The following is a 16,843-nucleotide window of genomic DNA, read 5'->3' on the forward strand; positions in this document are numbered from 1 at the left end:
TCTTCTTCGTCATCGTCCATCTCCCCTTGGGGTCAGAATGGACCGGCAACCTCATACACAGAAGATCGGACACTCTCCCCGGACGCCGATGCCGCCCGCGAAGCCCTGGAAGCTTTCGACGCCCAATGGGGCGGTCAGTACCCGTCCATCGCTCAGGCCTGGCGGCGGGCCTGGGAGGAGGTGATCCCGTTCTTCGCGTTCAGCCCCGAGATCAGGCGCGTGATCTACACCACGAACGCCGTGGAAAGCCTGAACCGTGTGATCCGAAAGGCGATCAAGACCCGGGGCTCGTTCCCCTCCGAGCAATCGGCCGAGAAGCTGATCTACCTCGCGATCCGCGCCCACGAGAACACGTCGCGGACGGTCAGAGGATGGCTGACAGCGGTCAACCAGTTCGCCATACTGTTCAAGGACCGCTTCTCCCCCGTCAGGGGCTGAGAGCGGCCGCCACGTAACCGGACCGGCCGCCGGATACACAGAACTCCTGACACTCCCTCCCGACGAAGAGAAGGACAAGCCAAAGCGTCGGCAGCCGATCCCCGATCACATCCCCCGCCAGAAGATCGAACTCACCACCGTGGGCGACGACTGTGTCAAGTGCGGCGATGCGTTGCGACGCCTGGGCGAGGATGTGACCGAAGAGCTGGAATACGTGCCGGGCACTCGACCATTGTCCTTGGACCAATGGCGGACAAGGTCTCGTCGTCGTGAACCGGATCGTACGGCCGCGCATGGCCTGTTCCGGCTGCGAGGCCTTCACCCAAGCCCCTCTGCCATCCCGCCCGATCGAGCGTGGCCGTCCCGGGCCCGGTCTGCTGGCGCATGTCCTCGTCAACGAACGTGCCGACCATCTGCCACGCTACCGGCAGAGCCGGATCTTCGAGCGCGAGGGGCTCGACCTCGACCGTTCGACGCTGGCGGACTGGGTCGGCAAGTCGACGGCGCTGCTGGAACCGCTCGCCCCCTCTCATTGATTGCTTTGCAATCAACTGCCGGGCAGTGGACGCCATCGGGCGGCATGTGCTGGCCGGACAGGCGATCTTCGCCGACGACACCCCTGTCCGGATGCTGGCGCCCGGCATCGGCAAGACGGCGACAGCGCGTCTCTGGGCCTATGGTCGGGACGAGAGGCTTTGAAGCGGTGCCGCACCGCCTGCCAACTGGCATCGGTTCTCACCCGACCGGCGGGGCGAGCATCCGAAGGATCATCTCGCAAGCTATCGGGGCCGGATGCACGCGGACGGCTATGCGAGGTTCGATGACCTCTACCGCTCGGGCGACATCCGCGAGCTCGCCTGCATGGCCCCTCACGGCAGATTTGCGATGCAAATCGCCTGTCGGGCAATGCATGTCCGGCGCAAGTTCGTCGACGTCCCCAGGGCCCAGGGGTCGGCGATCGCCGACAAGGCCATCCGGCGCATCGCACAGCCCTACGCGGTCGGGAAGGAGACGCGGGGTCCGCCACCGGACCGGCGCGTCGAGGTCCGGCAGGCGAAGGCGAGGCCGGTCTTCGACGATCTCGAGGCCTTGGCTGCACGTGCAACTGCCCAGCATCTCCGGCAAGTCGCCGCTGGCTGTGGCCAGCCGCTACGCCCTGACCCGCATGACGCGGCTCAGACCCTATCTCGACCACGACTTCCTGGAACTCGACAACAACACAGCCGAACGCGCCATGCGATCGGTGGCCGTCGGTTGGGAGAACTACCTCTTCGTCGGCTCGCAGACCGGCGGCCGCGCCGCCGCCATCGCCTACACCCTGATCGAGACCGCCAAGCTGAATGGTGTGGACCCGCAGGGATGGCTTGCCGATACCCTCGCCCGCATCCCGGGTTACAAGATCACCCGCGTCGATGATCTTTTGCCGTGGAACAGGCCGAAGTAGCGCGGTCAGGCCGGACCGTTACGATCCGGCTACATCGCCGCGGGTCATTCGTGTCGGGCGGCGGCGCGGGCGGCGTGCGCTAGGCGATCCGACCGGCGTCCGATCGCCGTGACCGGGAGGCGATCGCTGCGAAGCGACGGGGTCGCGCACCGGGAACCGCGGGCAAGCCCGCACCGCACATGGCGATCCCGGCCGGGATCGTTCGTGCGGCGCCGGACATTGCCCTGAAGGAACCTATCGGAACGTCTTCGGCGTCGCGGGATACATACCCGATTGAACGCAAGCCGCTTTGGGCCGTCAGGCCGACCCTCGATTTGCCACGCACGGAGGGCGCAAGACGTCCGTGATAGAACGCCCAGAGAATTCGCTCGAGCGCATGAAAAGGGCCGCAAGCGGTTGCTTGCGGCCACGGTGTTCTGGTTCGACCAACCTGGCGGTCGAGCCGTAAACCTGACGATCAGGCCTTCTTGCGACGCAGAGCGGCGAGGCCGCCCATTCCTCCAAGCAGCAGCAGGCTGGTTGCCGGCAGCGGGATGACGTTCGGCGTATCGCCGGCGTTCAACGTGATCGCGTCGATCTGACCGTCGATGTTGTCCTGCAGCCCGGTCGTATCGACGACGAATTGCAGCGCATAGACGTTGCTGAAGTCGAAATCGTCATAATCCTCATCGGTGCTGAACTGCGTGAGGAACAGGTTCGGGCTGAACGATCCGCTTGCGACGTTCTCCATATAGGTAACCACGGACCCTGCGCTGTCGGTCAGGTTTGCCGTGATGTTCACATTGCTGTTGTTGTCGAAGGACGCGCCTTCAAAGCTGAAGAACGGGTCGGTCCCGATCAGCAGGCTCGTCATCAGGCCTTCGCCGTTCGCGTCATAGGTCAGCGTGCCGGAGCCGGTCGAGTTCCGGGTATTCGAGAAGGTCAGGATGCCGTCGAACGAGTCGAAGGTCGTGGCATCGGTCGGACGATTGCTCGTCGAATTGTCCGCCGTCATCGTGCGGAATCCACCGATGGCGTCGGGTGCCGCGACGGTCGATGTGTTGACGCTGTCCGCGCTCGGGACGTCGCTGACGACCTGATCAGTGTCGAACTGGTCGATCGTGACGGTCGCAGCGAACGCGCCTGCAGTCGACATCAACAGCGCAGCAGCGGCGGTAAGGCCGATATACTTCGTGTTCATATTTGCTCTCCTCAAGAAGCGAAATTACTTCCCGTTAACCTATCGCCGATGTGATACCTTGTCACCCGTAATCTTTTCTGGCTGCGAGAGAACCTGTAGCCTGATCCTGTTCGACGGTTGAATTGTGATGTTAGGCTTCTGAATCCATAAGAATAAAGCATCAGATCGTAGGTCTGGCACATAGCCTGCGCAGCCAGAGGTGGCTTGGTTTGTCTGAACAGCTTCCGGGCTTCGCTAAGTGGATCTCCGCGGTGGTTATGCCGCCGCCGGGATTGGCGATGGCTGGCTGAGATAGGCGCTGTCAGGCGTCAGCCTGCCGAGCAACGAATGGGGCCGTATGCTGTTGTAGAAGCCGGGATAGCGGCCGACGCTCGGGCTTCGGAGATGCTGGCATAGGCCCGCAGATAGACATCCTCGTATTTGATTGTCCGCCAGAGCCGCTCGACGAAGACGTTGTCGCGCCGGGCGCCTTTGCCGTCCATGCTGATGGCGACCTTGGCATCCTTCAGACCCTGCGTGAAGTCGACGCTGGTGAACTACGAGCCTTGGTCGGTGTTGAAGATTTCCGGCCTGGCCTGGCGTCAGAGCGCCTTCTCCAAGGTCTCGATGCGAGACAGTCGGCGGATAGCGTGATCGACAGCCGCCAACTCAGGACCTTGCGGCTGAACCAGTCGACGACGGCGGCAAGATAGACGAAGCCCCGGGGCCATGGGGATGTAGGTGATGTCCCCTTGCGGTGATTGCATGAGATCACCTTACGGGCAGTGATCGCCCAGACTCGGTTGGGCCGGGTCACGGCCAAGGCCCCTCAGCAGATAGGGAAAGGACTTGTGCCCCGGCGCCGGTTTCGACGTCCTCGGACGGCGGTAGATCGCCGCGACCTCCATCCGCTTCATCCACTGCCCGGCAGTGCATTGCGCAGCAATGTCACGAAAGGGAGCGTCGTCACGTGGCACCGGCCGACCTCGTGGCCCTCGTCGTTCAGCAGGCCTGTCGCACGAGACTGAGCCTATGGTTCCGGTCGATCATCGCTTTAAGCTCGGCAGGAGACCTGCCCTCCCGAGCGCGACGGACATCGGAGCAGGGACCGTGGTTCCAGCAGGGCCGCGTAAGCCCTGCGGAGCATCGTTCTCCAGCGTCAGCTCGCCGATCTTCGCATGCAACGTCTTCACTTCGACAACCGGAGTGCCTTCGGCGGCAGGCGCGATCCCGAACACCCCTGAGGCCCCCTCGAGCAGCTGCGAGCGCCATTGCGTGATCTGGTTGGGATGACATCGAACCGTTCGGCCAGCTCAGCCAGAGTTCGCTCTCCCTTGATGGCTGCAAGCGCCACCTTCGCCTTGAGAGCCGAACTGCGGTTCCGGCGCGGTCGTCTCGTCATGGTCTCGCATCGCTCATCCGCATCATGCCGATGTCGCGCGGATCATCCACTCATAGCCCATGTTCAGATTTCTCGAGCCGGCTCTCCGCTGCAGACGCTGATCGAATGGGACAACGACGTAACCGCCGTCGGCGACGTGGCCCAACGCTTCTCGATGTATCGCAACGAGGCGCATCATTCCCGGACCAAAGTGCTCAGAGACCGTTTCCCCGTCGTGCGCCGTCTGGTCGGCACGACATTCTTCGTGGCAGCCGCGCACGAGTTCGTCCGCGTGAGTTCACCGACATTCCCGATCCTCGCAAAATATGGCGTAACCTGCCCGGAACACATTGCCGGGTTCGCATCTGCCAGCGGGCTTCCCTATCTCGCGGGCGCGGCATGGCTTTTGTGGATGCGCGGTTGCGCCTACCATGCCGCCGACGCAGAGGCCCTCACGCCGGGGCAGAACTGCCAACGGCATATACAGCACGGCGCGTAGCGTCGCTCACATCGGTGGGGTGACCGGGGCGAGACCGCCGAACACCAGAACCATCGCCGAATTCGCCTCCCGGTTGGATAGGAACAGACAAGGATGTCGTGTGCTGCATCGCAGTCCATCGGCCCAAGGACGTGATTTTCGCCGTGACGGCGAGTATCTCGGTCGACGGCGCGCCGACGATCCGATCCTGCCGGGAAGCGATCAGCAGCGACTGGCGATCCTGCTGCTGGTCGATGGGATTGTGCCTTCGCCGCGATCGACCTTCCGGCCGATCAGTATCGGGGCCGAGGATGTTCTGCATGTGCCGCTGGAGACCGGCCGCCGGGTACGCGTCGACCTGTGGGGACACGACCGGCGGGTCGCCCGCTAATTTGCAGTCGGCAGGGAGGCGCAATGGGCGCCCGCCGCCACCGCCCCCGATCCGAGCGCGAGGAACGCCGGCTGCGCGTAAGGATCGAGCGGTTCCGAGGCCGCGAGGTCGAAGGCCAGAAGCCCCACGACCAGCAGCGCGACGATGGAGGCGGTGAGTTTGCGGGTCATCGGTCAGCCTCCCAGTCCGAGTCTCGGGCGTAGCTTCACACCGATGACCGATCCCGCAAAGGCCGCAGCGAACCATACCCAGCCATGCAACGACCCGGTCGAGATACCCGAAAAGAACGCGCCGACGTTGCAGCCGAACGCGATCCGCGAGGAATAGCCGAGCGCCAGCCCCGCCACGATGGCCGAAATCCACGCCTTCGTCGGGTAGCTCGGCAGCTTCTGTCCGAAGCCTCCGCGCCATGCCGTCACAAGGAACGCGCCACCAATGATTCCGAGATTGGTCAGCGAGGTTACGTCGGTCAGCAGGCTCTCGGCAATGCGGTCCTGGTTGGCGGGCAGGCTCCAGAAGGCCGACGCCTCGGTCGGGAACCCGAGACTGGTCGCGCCCTTGGCGACCCAGAGGCCCAGGCCATAGACCACGCCCCAAGGCTGTCCGGCCACGATCAGGTTCAGGATGGCCAGCGCGGCGATCACGACCGAGGCGACGACGTAGCGGCGCTGGATGCGGCGATGCTCGGCCGGTGCGAGCCTCAGCACCAGCACGGCCACCGCGGCCAATCCCGCCAACGTCACGAGAAGCCCCCCGGTCCCGTCGAGCGCGATGACCGGAAGCGCCCCGAGATCCGTCCACCAGATCAGGTTGAATGCGCCGAGGAACGAGCCAATCGCGAAGAACGGCAGAGAGATCAGCCCGATCGGATTGCCGCTGCCGGAGTTGACCAGCGTGCCCGACCCGCAGCCCAAAACAAGCTGCATGGCCAGCCCGAAGACGAAGGCGCCGCCGATCATGGCGAAGCCGACCGGGGCATGCGCGCCGACAAGCTCTTCGCCGTGACTGGCCAGGAGCGGGAACGCGACGAGCGCGACCAGGCCGATGGACAGGAGGTGGCCCAGAAGCCCGTCCGGATTGCGATCCACGATCATCCGGCGCCACGGACCGGCAAATCCGAAGCGGAACCCTTCGAGCGTCATCCCGAAGCCCAGCCCGATCAGGATCAGCGCGCCGTAGCGCGCGCCGGCGAGCGCCGCGACGGCCAACGCGACCGCCAGCGCCGCCCCGATGAGGGCGGCGCGGGTCAGGGTCGATGCGCCATCGGTGGACGTGGGCAACGCGGCTTCGATATTGGACATGGTCTCTCCCCTTCGGGGTGTTCCTTAGAAGGCCGAGGTGATCTTGTTCCACATCACGCGCAGCGGACCGGGAACGTTGGCCATCTCATAGCCGGCATTCGACCAGCCGACCATGGACTCGGGGTAAAGCTTCACGTTCTCGATCCCGGCAAGCTCGGACAGCGCAAACCAGTTGGTCGCCGCCCAATGTCCGGTGTTGCAGAACGAGATGATCGCCTCGGCGTCGGTGAAGTCCTGTTCGATCGCGATGTCGCGCGCAGCGTCGGCATCGACGATGGCCGGTCCATCCGAGAACCAGCCGGCATGCTCGAAATACTGCGACTGCGGCAGGGTGCCGGGCTTTGCAGCCGCCGGATGGGATTGCCTGCCCTCCCAAAAGCTCTCGGAGCGTGCGTCAAGCAACAGGGCCTCGTCTTCCCCCCCGATCGCCTGCTGCACGTCATCGACCGTCGCCGTCCACCGGTCGTTCCAGGTGACTTCGATGTCAGATGCTTCGACCTCGGTCGATGCGTTGGAAAGTTCGTAGCCCGCTTCGATCCAGGCGTTGACGCCGCCGTTCAGGATCGAGAGATCCTCGAAGCCCGAGGACTTCAGGGTCCAGTATACGCGGGCGGCGGCGCCGAAATCGGTCACGTCGCTGCCCTGGTAGGTGATGACGACATGGTCGGCGGTTTCAAGACCAAGCTCGCGATAGGTCTGCTCCAACGCGTCGGGAGCAACGATCGCACCGGGATTCTCAGCGGGACCGCGAAACAGCTGGTAGGGCGCCGATGCGGCGCCGGGAACGTGGCCTCTGCCAAAACCGTCGTTTTCGGCGCTGCGGATGTCGATGACCCGGACCTCGTCGAGGGCGGCCTCGAGATCGGCGGGCGCGACAAGCGGCGCCAAATCGGCCGCCGACGCGGCAGAGGCGGCAAGGGCGAACGCGCCGATAAGCGCAGTTTGTGGCAGCGTGAGCATGCGGACGTCTCCGATCATTCGGTTCCGGTCATTCGGTATTGCATGCCATGTGGTCCGCGAACCCGACTGGAACAAGCCGCCGGGTATCCAGCGTCAGGAACGCGGACAGGGAAACGCGGGCGTCCGATGAAACACCCGTTCTCCAGAAGACGGCGTGTCGCGTCGTATTTCTCGCCGAACCTCCGGTCGCTGGTTTTACTTCCTTTTCCCGGGGAACTGTTGCGACGCTGACCGCCGGGTACGGATACCGGCTCCGGGGTAAAAGGAGCATGCCATCCGCCGCAATCCGTTTATGGGGCATCGGTTCCCGCGCGATGTCATCCTTTGTGCGGTGTGCCGGTACTGGCAAGATCCTCTGCAGCCTTATCGAGGCCCAGATGGTGATCGGGACATAGCGCCTCCAGTGCGAGATAGCGCGTCCCCACTCCTCCCTAGGCTATCGGCTCCCCCTACCCGCTTGGTTCAGCTTGGCAGGTTCGTGGAAGTGCCACCGTCACATCGTCACATCGTCCCATCGTGCCGTATTTGCCTCGTCGGAGCCGCCGCGCTGGAGCACGTTCTTTCGGTTGTGACGAAGGGCGCGACGTAGGGTGATTTGCGAGTCGGGGGACTGCAACGAATACGCCGCGCCGGAGACACCGCCCGTGACGACGTAGGACTCGAACCGAATTGCGTCCGGCAAACCCGGAACGTTTCATGACGACCTAGGTAACCTCGTTTGCAGGGTGAAGTCCGACCGTATCACGCAGGACCAGACTCGCCTCGAGGCTGATGGCGTCGCCACCGACGGCAGTCTCATCCAGCCACGAGACGCAAGCCTCGCACATTCGGTCGATAGGTTGGGAAAAGGTCGTCAATCGGTAATTCTCCCAACTGGCCTGCTGAATATCGTCGAATCCGATGACGGACAGGTCCTCGGGAATCCGAAGGCCGAACTGGCCGCGCGCAACGTCGACAAGGCCGCAGGCCATGAGATCGGTTGTACAGAACACTCCATCGGGCGGATGTTCGGCAGAGAAAAGCGCAATCCCAAGTTCGCGACCGGTCGCATAGGATGTTTCGCCAATCGCCTGCTCGACGACCGGAACGGACGCCGCGCGAGCGGCGTCGACGAACCCCTTCGCCCGAAGGCGCAGGCTTGTCGTCGCGGAGAGGGAGGTGGCGAGAGCCGACTTGACGCACCCGCTTTCGCGCAGGATCCTGAAGGCGCGCTGACCGCATGCGACATCGTCGAGCCTGACATGCAGCGCATGGGGAAACTCCTCGTCGCGATTTATCAGGATCAGACGAAGACCGTTGCGCGCGCAGAGCGTTCCAAGGCTCGCGTCAGGACGCCCTGACAGGACGATGGCTGCATCCGTGCGGTAGGACATCGCCTGTCGCAACGCCCCCTCGACGCTCTCGTCGGATCGGTCGGTATTGATGAGCATCGCGACCTTGCCGGCGGCCTGAAGCCGGTCGGTCAGGGCGGCAAGAAGACGAGCCCGGAACGGCGTATCCAGCTCAGCGACAATCAGAGCGACGATGCCCGACTCGGACCGGGTCAGGCCCCGTGCAAGGTGGTTCACGTGGTAGCCGAGAGACTCCGCGGCGGCGAGGACCTTGGCGCGGGTTGCCGGCGAGACGCTCGCACCCGGCGTGAAGGTCCGCGAAACGGCGGTGCGGGAGACGCCCGCTGCCTCCGCGACATGCTTGGCGCTGACACTGCGACGGGACGGGCGAGGGCCGGGGTTCTGCTTCATGGATATGGTTCGATACCTCGCGCCGTGTACCGCGCATGCTTTTCCTTGACAGACGCCTTACCACAGGGTGTGCTTTTGCACAGCTGTGCAAAGGGAGGAAGTCATGAACAAGACGATAGCGATTCTGGTTGCCGGGGGGGCATCGGTCGTTGCGGGGGCGGCATCCGCGCAGAACCTCAATTTCATATGTTCCGCGGATCAGGCCGTCTGCGAACGTCTGGTATCGGAGTTCGAGGGTTCGCACGATATCGACGTCAACATGGTGCGGCTGTCATCGGGAGAAGCCTATGCGAAACTTCGCGCGGAAGCCCGTAACCCACAAACGGACCTGTGGTGGGGCGGCACGGGCGACCCGCATCTACAGGCTGCCTCGGATGACCTGACGGAGGAATACCAATCCCCGATGCTCGAGGAATTGCAGCCTTGGGCCGTCCAGCAAGCGGAGACGTCGGGGCACCGGACTGTCGGCGTGTATTCGGGCGCCCTCGGATGGGGATACAATACGGAGATCCTGTCGGAAAAGGGGGTCGAGCCGCCCCGATGCTGGGACGATCTGCTTGACCCGGCGCTTGCGGGCGAGATCCAGATCGCGGATCCGAACTCCTCCGGGACTGCCTATACGGCGCTCGCGACCCTGGTGCAGCTCATGGGCGAGGACGAGGCTTTCGAGTACCTGAAGGAACTCGACGCGAATGTAAGCCAGTACACGAAATCTGGCTCCGCGCCGGTCAAAGCCGCGGCGCGTGGCGAGTCGGGCCTTGGAATCGTGTTCATGCACGATGCCGTCGCGCAGGCCGAGGAAGGCTTCCCGATCGAGGTCGTCGCGCCCTGCGAGGGAACGGGGTACGAAATCGGCTCGATGTCACTGATCGCCGGTGCGCAGAACGAGGAGGAGGCCAAGACCTTCTACGATTGGGTATTGACCGCCGAGGTCCAGTCGATCCTGCCTGAGGCCGGATCGTTCCAGATCCCGTCGAACAAGAATGCCGAAGCCCCCGAGGCGGCGCCGGACCTGAGCGAAATCAAGCTGATCGACTACGACTTCGCCGAATACGGCGGAACCGAGCGCCGGTCCGAACTCCTGTCCCGCTGGGACAGCGAAGTCGGCGGCGTCGGCAACTGAGCGGGTGGCCGACGGGGATCCGTCGGCCACGTCCTAAAAGGATCCTCCATGCAACGTGACAACCGGCGGCTCGACGTCCTTCTTCTGGCTGCGCTGGTCTGTTTCGTCCTGCTGCCGTGGTACCATATTCGCGGAGGATTCTTCGGGCTTGGCTGGGTCGCGGACTGGAGGAGCGACCCGGATCTCTGGCCCGGGATCGCGCAGCTTTCACGTTTCTGGCTCTGGCCCCTGCCGATCCTTGCGGGTGCAGCCGTGGCGCTCAGGCTCCTGTGTCCGGCTGGACGCCCGCGCGGCACGCTGCTTCTGACGATCGGCGCCCTCGGTCTGGCCTGGATGATCGTCGAAGGCCTCTCGATCGGCCTGCGCGGCTGGAACTGGTCGCTTCTGGAGGCCATGTTCGGCGACGTGAACGGCCAGCCGGCTTTCGGCGCCGGCGCGGTCGGACTCGGCCTCTGTTTTGCGGGGATGATCGCTTTCGGATTGGCCGAACGCGGCGCGCTCAAGGGCGACGCTTTCGTCATCGGCGCGATCACGCTCCTGGTCTTCCTTGTCACGGTCTTCGTCCTTTACCCGCTCGTTTCGATGTTCACAGGGGCCTTCCAGGACTTCCGTGGCGCGTTCACCACCGAGGGCGTGCGGAACAACATCGGCGATCCGCAGGTCTGGAGCCTCCGTTGCGTGACCGGGTCGGGCGGTTGCGGCGTCGCGTGGCGGACGCTCCTTCTCGCGGTCTGCACGGCAACGGGAACCACCGCGCTCGGCCTGGCCTTCGCGCTTGTCGCGACGCGGACGGGAATGCCGTTCAAGAAGGGTCTGCGGCTCCTGACGGTCCTGCCGATCATTACGCCGCCCTTCGTCATCGGCTTGTCGCTCATCCTGATGTTCGGACGCGCGGGCTTCATGACCGAGCTGATCGAGGATGTGACCGGCTGGCAGCTCGGGCGATGGCTTTACGGGCTCACGGGCATCTGGATCGCACAGATGCTCAGCTTCACGCCGATCGCCTTCCTTGTCCTGATCGGCGTGGTCGAAGGCGTGAGTCCCTCGATGGAGGAGGCGAGCCAGACGATGCGGGCCGGGCGTTGGCGCACGTTCCGGAAAGTGTCGCTGCCGCTGATGGCGCCGGGGCTCGCCAACGCGTTCCTGATCGGCTTCATCGAGTCGATGGCCGATTTCGGCAATCCGTTGGTGCTCGGCGGTTCGGGCGGGGTGCTGTCGACCGAGATCTTCTTCGCCGTTGTGGGCGCGCAGCACGATCCCGCTCGTGCTGCTGTGCTCGCCATGATCCTGCTCTGCTTCACCCTTTCGGCATTTCTCGCGCAGCGTCTCTGGCTCGGCCGACGCAGTTTCGCGACCCTGTCCGGCAAGGGCGACGGGGGGCGGCATGCGCATCTTCCCAGGCGGGTCGCCGTCCCGGTGATCGCCGTGGTCGCCGGCTGGTCGGTCTTCACGATCTCCGTTTACGGCATGATCATGTTCGGCGGCTTCGTCAGGGTCTGGGGCCTCGACCATTCGCTCACGCTCGCGCATTTCGAACGGGCGTTCTCGATCTCCGTTACCGACGGCATCGCCTGGACCGGCGTGGCATGGAACAGCTTCTGGACGACCATGAAGATTGCGCTGATCGCGGCGCCGCTGACAGCCGCGGTCGGATTGCTCACTGCCTGGCTGATCGTCCGCCAACGGTTTCCGGGCCGGACGGCATTCGAATTCGCGCTGATGCTGAGCTTCGCCATCCCGGGAACGGTGATCGGGATCAGCTACATTTCGGCGTTCAATCTGCCCCCGCTGCAAATGACGGGAACGGCGCTTATCCTGATCTTCTGCTTCGTGTTTCGGAACATGCCGGTCGGGGTGCGGGGTGGGGTCGCGGCGATGGCGCAGCTCGACAAGTCGTTGGACGAGGCGTCCATGACGCTGGGCGCTTCCAGCCCGCGAACGCTACGGAAGGTGATCCTGCCGCTGCTGCGTCCCGCGATCCTGGCCGCGCTGGTCTATTCCTTCGTCAGGGCCATCACCTCGATCTCGGCGGTGATCTTCCTGGTCAGCGCGAAGTACAACATGGCCACGGCCTATATCGTCGGCCTGGTGGAGAACGGCGAATATGGCGTCGCCATCGCCTATTCGACGGTCCTCATTGTCGTGATGATTTCCGTCATCGGGGTCTTTCAGCTTCTCGTGGGCGAGCGTCGGCTTCGCCGCGGTCCCGGGAATGCGCGAAAGGCCGCGGCAAGACGGACAGAGGAGGTGCCGGCATGAACGGCCACAAACGCGGCGCGGTGTCGTTCCATCGTGTCCGCAAGGACTTCGGTAGTTTCACCGCCATTCACGATCTCGACCTCGAGATCGAACCGGGCGAGCTGGTCACGCTTCTCGGACCCTCCGGCTGCGGCAAGACGACGACGCTGCGGATGCTGGCTGGACTGGAAAGTCCCAGCAGCGGCGAAATCCATATCGGCGGACAGGACGTGACGCGACTGCCGGCAAATCGGCGCGACGTGTCGATGGTCTTCCAGTCCTACGCCCTGTTCCCGCACATGAGTGTGGCGCAGAACGTGGCCTACGGTCTGGAATCCGGCGGCACGAAGCCTCGGCAAGCCATGTCGATGGCGGAGAAGGGGCTCGATCTGGTGGGCCTCGCCGGCATGGCCGACCGGTTGCCGTCCGAGCTTTCGGGGGGGCAGCAACAGCGGGTCGCCGTGGCACGGGCGCTGGTGCTCGAGCCGCAGGTTCTCCTGCTGGACGAGCCGTTGTCGAACCTCGATGCACGGCTGCGCCGCAGGGTGCGGACCGAGATCCGCGACCTGCAACAGCGGCTCGGCTTTACCGCAGTCTATGTCACGCACGATCAGGAGGAAGCGCTCGCCGTCTCGGATCGGATCGTCGTGATGCAGGGGGGACGGATTGCGCAGCAGGGCACGCCGCGCGAGCTTTACGAAACCCCGGCGTCGGAGTTCATCGCCGACTTCATCGGCGAGGCCAACGTTATCGACTGCGTCGTCGAGGCGGTCGCGAACGGCTCCGCACGGATCGCCGTCGGCAATCTGCGGCAGGAAATGGTTGCCCGTGGCGCCACGCCCGGACCGGCGAAACTCGCCGTGCGTGCGAACGCGATCCGGCTCCTGCCCGGACCGGGCGCTCTCTCGGGGCGTGTGCTGTCGGCGGCGTATCTGGGGGATCACATGGAATACGAGGTCGAGACCGAAAACGTGCGCCTGTTCGTGATCGCCCCCGAGGACGACCGGACACTTTCACGCGGCGACCCCGTCTCCCTCGAGTTCCGGCCCCGCGGTCTGGCGTTGATCGCATGAGCGCGGATCTCGACATCAGGTCACGGCTTGCGCTCGCGGAGGCGGTGGCCCGGCAGGCAGGAGACCTCGCAAAGGACTACTTCGATCGGCGCGGGACGCTGCGCATCGAAGCCAAGCGCACGCTGCAGGACATGGTGAGCGAAGCCGATCGGGAGGTCGAAAACGTGATCCGCGCGGCGCTGTCCGAAGCGTTTCCCGACGACGCGCAGCTGGGCGAGGAGCATGGGTTGACGCCGGGCACCTCCGGCCTGACCTGGGTGATCGACCCGATCGACGGCACCGCGCCGTTCCTCGCCGGCCTGCCGGGCTGGTGCGTTTGCATCGGCGCTTGCGACAACGCCGGCCCGGTGATCGGCGTGATCCACGCCCCGGTCCTGGGTGAGACCTTCGTTGCCGCAAGGGGCGGGGAGGCCACGCTCAACGGCGATGTCATCCACGTCACCGACCGCTTCGACCTTACGACCGGGCTTCTGGGGATCGGCGCGAATGACCGCGTGCCGCATGCCCGGGTGGGGGAGATGCTGGCCGCATTGATGGCCGCGGGGGCGAACTGGACGCGCTACGGGTCCGGCGCCTTGATGCTTGCCTGGGTCGCCGCGGGCCGTTTGGTCGGCTATGTCGAGCCGCGCATGAGCGCCTGGGACTGCATGGCGGCCTATTGCCTGATCGAGGCCGCGGGGGGCCGCGTCCTGAGCTTTCCGCAAGGCGAGGCGATGCTGCGTCCGGCCCCCGTACTCGGCGCGTCGCGGCACTGTTACGATCAAATCCTGACCCTTTCGCGGCTCTCTGACGACGCGGTCTGGGGGGACCGCGAAGACCACAGGTGACGCCCCTCGAATGACGCGTCCCACGCATCGAACGAAACCCGGGAGACAGACATGCTGAAGATCATGACGATATGTGCGGCGGCGCTGGCTGCGAACGTCGCGTTGGCTGCGGAGGATGTGACGCCTCTGGCGAAGGCGCATGCCCATAACGATTACGAGCACGAGCGTCCGCTGCTTGACGCTTTGTCGTACGGCTTCACCGGCTTCGAGGCCGACATCTGGCTCGTGGACGGCGAGTTGCTCGTCGCGCACGACGAAGACGAGATCGAGGCGGGCCGGACGTTGCAGAAGCTCTATCTCGACCCGTTGCAAGCGCGCATCGAGGAGAACGGTGGGCAGGTCTATGCCGCGGGTACGGACCGTCCGGTCATGCTGCTGATCGATATCAAGTCGGACGGGGCCGAGACCTACGAAGCCCTGTCGGCCGTTCTCGAGGATTACGACGATATGCTGACGACCTATCGCGACGGCGAGATGGAGCCCGGCGCCGTGACGGCCGTCATCTCGGGCAACCGCCCCCGCGAGATGATGGAGGCGCAGGACGTTCGCCATGCCGGCTACGACGGGCGAATGGACGACCTCGAGTCGGATATTCCGGCATCGTTCATGCCGCTCCTGAGCGACAACTGGACGAAGCATTTCGACTGGATGGGCGAGGGTGAAATGCCCGGCGACCAGCGCGCCAGGCTCGACGACATCGTGACGACGGCGCATGACAAGGGCTGGCAGGTCCGGTTCTGGGCAACGCCGGACGAGGCCGGTCCGGCACGCGAAGCGATCTGGACCGTGCTGGACGATGCGGGTGTTGACCGGATCAACACGGACGATCTGGGCGGTCTGCAGGACTTCCTGCAATCGAAGTAGGAAGCCGACGGCCGGCCCATACGCCCGAGCCGGCCGTCACCTGTTGGAGCGACGGGGGACGCATGGTTGCGCGTCGGATCGGCCGGGCCCCGCCGGACTCCTCCTTCGAGGCCGGAGGCAATGCACGGGCCGAAGCCGTGATCGGGCCGTTCAAGACCGAGATCATCCGTCCGCGGGACCCGTGGGCGCAACCTGGAGGGAGTCGAAATCCTTGCCTCCGGAACAGATCGACCGGTTCGACCCCCGCCGCCTGCTCGACCCGATCGGGCACCTCCAGCCAGGGATCGATCTCGCATACCCGGGTAGACCTACATGCAGCGGCAATCCGCATAGGGCGATTCATGTTTTTTCGATCGGACATCACCCAAGCGATCCGTGACTGCCCTCCGTTTTGTCCGGACAGCCTGGCATGACCATCAAAGGCCCCAGCGGTGGATCGTCGATGATCCATCGCGGCACACCGGATGTCGTCGGGAGGCGGTCGCACCATCAGTCCCGTGCAAAGGCCCCGGACGAACGATATGGTTTTGCAGGCATCGCCGAACCGCCACCCTGGAGCCTTCCATGACCAGCTTACCGTCCCATCCACCGATACGATCCGCGCGCTGCCCGGCGGCTCGCACGGCCGAGACCGCGTCGTGAAGGTCGCGATCTGGCAGACACTCCCGCACGACGGTCTCGACGCGGCCTGCCGGGGGCTTGACCGGGCGGCTCGGACGGCGCGCGGGGCCGATGTCCTGCTGGCACCGGAGATGGTCCTCGGCGGCTACGCGATCGACCTCGAAACGATCCGCTCCAATGCCGCCCAAGCCGAGACGCTGATTGCCGAGATGGCCCGGATCGCCATCCGCCACGACATCGCGATCGTCTGCGGCCTCGCCCTGCCGGGGGAGCCGTTGCCCCGGAATGCCGCGATCGCGGTCGATCGCACCGGACGGGAGCTTGCCCGCTACGTCAAGACCCACCTCTACGGCCCGACCGACGGGGGTCGCTTCACGGCGGGCAATGCACTTTCGCCGGTCTTCGACCTCGCAGGCTGGCGGGTCGCGCTCGCCATCTGCTACGACATCGAGTTTCCCGAACTCGCGCGCTCGCTGGCCTTGCGCGGCGCGGACGCCATACTCGCACCGACGGCCAACATGCGACCGTTCGACAGCGTCGCGACCCGGCTGGTCCCCGCCCGGGCGGAGGAAAACGCCGTCTACGTCGCCTATGCGAACTATGTCGGCACGGAGGGCGGCGTCGAATACGGCGGCCTTTCCTGCATCTGCGGACCGGATGGCGAGGATCTGGCAAGGGGTGGCGGCGAAACCGCCGGGATCCTAGAAGCGACGTTGTCCAGAAAGGATCTGGATCGGATCCGCATCGGCCTGCACCACCGTGCCGACCGCCGTTCCGATCTCTACACCTGACCGTCCGAGGAA

Annotated in this window: 16 protein-coding genes and 2 pseudogenes; 12 read left to right on the top strand and 6 right to left on the bottom strand. The window is 64.9% G+C overall.

Annotation, left to right across the window (positions count from 1 at the left end):
* The 4 genes and pseudogenes from Q1B08_RS11770 to Q1B08_RS11785 form a co-directional block, all read left to right on the top strand.
* The coding region (locus Q1B08_RS11770; RefSeq protein ID WP_299818739.1) for a transposase at nt 1–438 on the top strand (438 nt) is incomplete at its 5' end.
* Between the two features lie 269 nt (nt 439–707).
* A complete protein-coding gene (locus Q1B08_RS11775; RefSeq protein ID WP_299818742.1) occupies nt 708–974 on the top strand; it encodes a transposase in 267 nt (88 codons plus the stop codon).
* A gap of 46 nt (nt 975–1,020) precedes the next feature.
* Nucleotides 1,021–1,461: pseudogene (locus tag Q1B08_RS11780) on the top strand (transposase); the annotation flags it as partial.
* The gene (locus Q1B08_RS11785) at nt 1,349–1,882 is read left to right on the top strand and encodes a transposase domain-containing protein (protein ID WP_299818745.1); all 534 of its coding nucleotides are present in this window, start codon (nt 1,349–1,351) and stop codon (nt 1,880–1,882) included. The pseudogene Q1B08_RS11780 and the gene Q1B08_RS11785, both read left to right, overlap by 113 nt.
* A 457-nt stretch (nt 1,883–2,339) precedes the next feature.
* Here the strand turns inward: Q1B08_RS11785 and Q1B08_RS11790 are convergent, their stop codons facing one another.
* A complete protein-coding gene (locus tag Q1B08_RS11790) occupies nt 2,340–3,062 on the bottom strand; it encodes a VPLPA-CTERM sorting domain-containing protein (protein ID WP_299818748.1) in 723 nt (240 codons plus the stop codon).
* Nucleotides 3,063–3,317: 255 nt separating this feature from the next.
* Nucleotides 3,318–4,443, bottom strand: a pseudogene (locus tag Q1B08_RS11795) (DDE-type integrase/transposase/recombinase).
* Between Q1B08_RS11795 and Q1B08_RS11800 the strand changes: the two are divergent.
* Together Q1B08_RS11800 and Q1B08_RS11805 are read left to right on the top strand one after the other, a co-directional pair.
* A complete protein-coding gene (locus Q1B08_RS11800) occupies nt 4,379–4,921 on the top strand; it encodes a DNA-binding domain-containing protein (protein ID WP_299818751.1) in 543 nt (180 codons plus the stop codon). The pseudogene Q1B08_RS11795 and the gene Q1B08_RS11800 sit on opposite strands and share 65 nt — an antisense overlap.
* 100 nt (nt 4,922–5,021) lie before the next feature.
* Nucleotides 5,022–5,291 (top strand): hypothetical protein, encoded by a 270-nt coding sequence (locus tag Q1B08_RS11805; RefSeq protein WP_299818754.1) that lies wholly within the window; start codon nt 5,022–5,024, stop codon nt 5,289–5,291.
* Here Q1B08_RS11805 and Q1B08_RS11810 read toward each other — a convergent pair.
* The 4 genes from Q1B08_RS11810 to Q1B08_RS11825 form a co-directional block, all read right to left on the bottom strand.
* Nucleotides 5,288–5,461, bottom strand: coding sequence for a hypothetical protein (locus Q1B08_RS11810; RefSeq protein ID WP_299818757.1), 174 nt, complete (start codon nt 5,459–5,461; stop codon nt 5,288–5,290). The genes Q1B08_RS11805 and Q1B08_RS11810 overlap by 4 nt on opposite strands.
* A 3-nt stretch (nt 5,462–5,464) precedes the next feature.
* Nucleotides 5,465–6,592, bottom strand: a complete 1,128-nt coding sequence (locus Q1B08_RS11815; protein WP_299818760.1) for a YeeE/YedE family protein — start codon at nt 6,590–6,592, stop codon at nt 5,465–5,467.
* A 24-nt stretch (nt 6,593–6,616) separates the two neighbouring features.
* Nucleotides 6,617–7,552, bottom strand: coding sequence for a rhodanese-like domain-containing protein (locus Q1B08_RS11820; protein WP_299818763.1), 936 nt, complete (start codon nt 7,550–7,552; stop codon nt 6,617–6,619).
* Nucleotides 7,553–8,256: 704 nt separating this feature from the next.
* Nucleotides 8,257–9,294 carry a LacI family DNA-binding transcriptional regulator gene (locus Q1B08_RS11825; protein WP_299818766.1) on the bottom strand — a complete coding sequence of 346 codons (1,038 nt, stop codon included), beginning with the start codon at nt 9,292–9,294 and terminating at the stop codon, nt 8,257–8,259.
* Nucleotides 9,295–9,397: 103 nt separating this feature from the next.
* Here Q1B08_RS11825 and Q1B08_RS11830 point away from each other — a divergent pair, with 103 nt between their 5' ends.
* The 6 genes from Q1B08_RS11830 to Q1B08_RS11855 all read left to right on the top strand — a co-directional run bounded on the left by Q1B08_RS11830 (nt 9,398) and on the right by Q1B08_RS11855 (nt 16,831).
* The gene (locus Q1B08_RS11830) at nt 9,398–10,417 is read left to right on the top strand and encodes an ABC transporter substrate-binding protein (RefSeq protein WP_299818769.1); all 1,020 of its coding nucleotides are present in this window, start codon (nt 9,398–9,400) and stop codon (nt 10,415–10,417) included.
* 48 nt (nt 10,418–10,465) lie between these two features.
* On the top strand, nt 10,466–12,676 hold the full coding sequence (locus Q1B08_RS11835) for an iron ABC transporter permease (protein ID WP_299818772.1): 2,211 nt from the start codon (nt 10,466–10,468) through the stop codon (nt 12,674–12,676).
* Nucleotides 12,673–13,728, top strand: a complete 1,056-nt coding sequence (locus tag Q1B08_RS11840; protein WP_299818775.1) for an ABC transporter ATP-binding protein — start codon at nt 12,673–12,675, stop codon at nt 13,726–13,728. The genes Q1B08_RS11835 and Q1B08_RS11840 overlap by 4 nt, the downstream gene beginning before the upstream one ends.
* The gene (locus tag Q1B08_RS11845; protein WP_299818778.1) at nt 13,725–14,555 is read left to right on the top strand and encodes an inositol monophosphatase; all 831 of its coding nucleotides are present in this window, start codon (nt 13,725–13,727) and stop codon (nt 14,553–14,555) included. Before Q1B08_RS11840 ends, Q1B08_RS11845 begins: the two co-directional genes overlap by 4 nt.
* 51 nt (nt 14,556–14,606) lie before the next feature.
* Nucleotides 14,607–15,419: a phosphatidylinositol-specific phospholipase C/glycerophosphodiester phosphodiesterase family protein gene (locus Q1B08_RS11850; protein WP_299818781.1), complete on the top strand. Its 813-nt coding sequence runs from the start codon at nt 14,607–14,609 to the stop codon at nt 15,417–15,419.
* Between the two features lie 638 nt (nt 15,420–16,057).
* Nucleotides 16,058–16,831 carry a nitrilase-related carbon-nitrogen hydrolase gene (locus tag Q1B08_RS11855; RefSeq protein WP_299818784.1) on the top strand — a complete coding sequence of 258 codons (774 nt, stop codon included), beginning with the start codon at nt 16,058–16,060 and terminating at the stop codon, nt 16,829–16,831.
* Nucleotides 16,832–16,843: the final 12 nt, after the last annotated feature.

Origin of the sequence: uncultured Jannaschia sp., from assembly GCF_947494025.1 — a bacterium.
GTDB lineage: Bacteria > Pseudomonadota > Alphaproteobacteria > Rhodobacterales > Rhodobacteraceae > Jannaschia.

Bases quoted from the DNA above. Each gene is read 5' to 3' on its own strand.
- Q1B08_RS11820 (WP_299818763.1), bottom strand. From the start codon at position 7,552: ATGCTCACGCTGCCACAAACTGCGCTTATCGGCGCGTTCGCCCTTGCC.
- Q1B08_RS11790 (WP_299818748.1), bottom strand. From the start codon at position 3,062: ATGAACACGAAGTATATCGGCCTTACCGCCGCTGCTGCGCTGTTGATG.
- Q1B08_RS11840 (WP_299818775.1), top strand. From the start codon at position 12,673: ATGAACGGCCACAAACGCGGCGCGGTGTCGTTCCATCGTGTCCGCAAG.
- Q1B08_RS11825 (WP_299818766.1), bottom strand. From the start codon at position 9,294: ATGAAGCAGAACCCCGGCCCTCGCCCGTCCCGTCGCAGTGTCAGCGCC.
- Q1B08_RS11830 (WP_299818769.1), top strand. From the start codon at position 9,398: ATGAACAAGACGATAGCGATTCTGGTTGCCGGGGGGGCATCGGTCGTT.
- Q1B08_RS11845 (WP_299818778.1), top strand. From the start codon at position 13,725: ATGAGCGCGGATCTCGACATCAGGTCACGGCTTGCGCTCGCGGAGGCG.
- Q1B08_RS11810 (WP_299818757.1), bottom strand. From the start codon at position 5,461: ATGACCCGCAAACTCACCGCCTCCATCGTCGCGCTGCTGGTCGTGGGG.
- Q1B08_RS11835 (WP_299818772.1), top strand. From the start codon at position 10,466: ATGCAACGTGACAACCGGCGGCTCGACGTCCTTCTTCTGGCTGCGCTG.
- Q1B08_RS11800 (WP_299818751.1), top strand. From the start codon at position 4,379: ATGGCTGCAAGCGCCACCTTCGCCTTGAGAGCCGAACTGCGGTTCCGG.
- Q1B08_RS11785 (WP_299818745.1), top strand. From the start codon at position 1,349: ATGTCCGGCGCAAGTTCGTCGACGTCCCCAGGGCCCAGGGGTCGGCGA.
- Q1B08_RS11815 (WP_299818760.1), bottom strand. From the start codon at position 6,592: ATGTCCAATATCGAAGCCGCGTTGCCCACGTCCACCGATGGCGCATCG.
- Q1B08_RS11850 (WP_299818781.1), top strand. From the start codon at position 14,607: ATGCTGAAGATCATGACGATATGTGCGGCGGCGCTGGCTGCGAACGTC.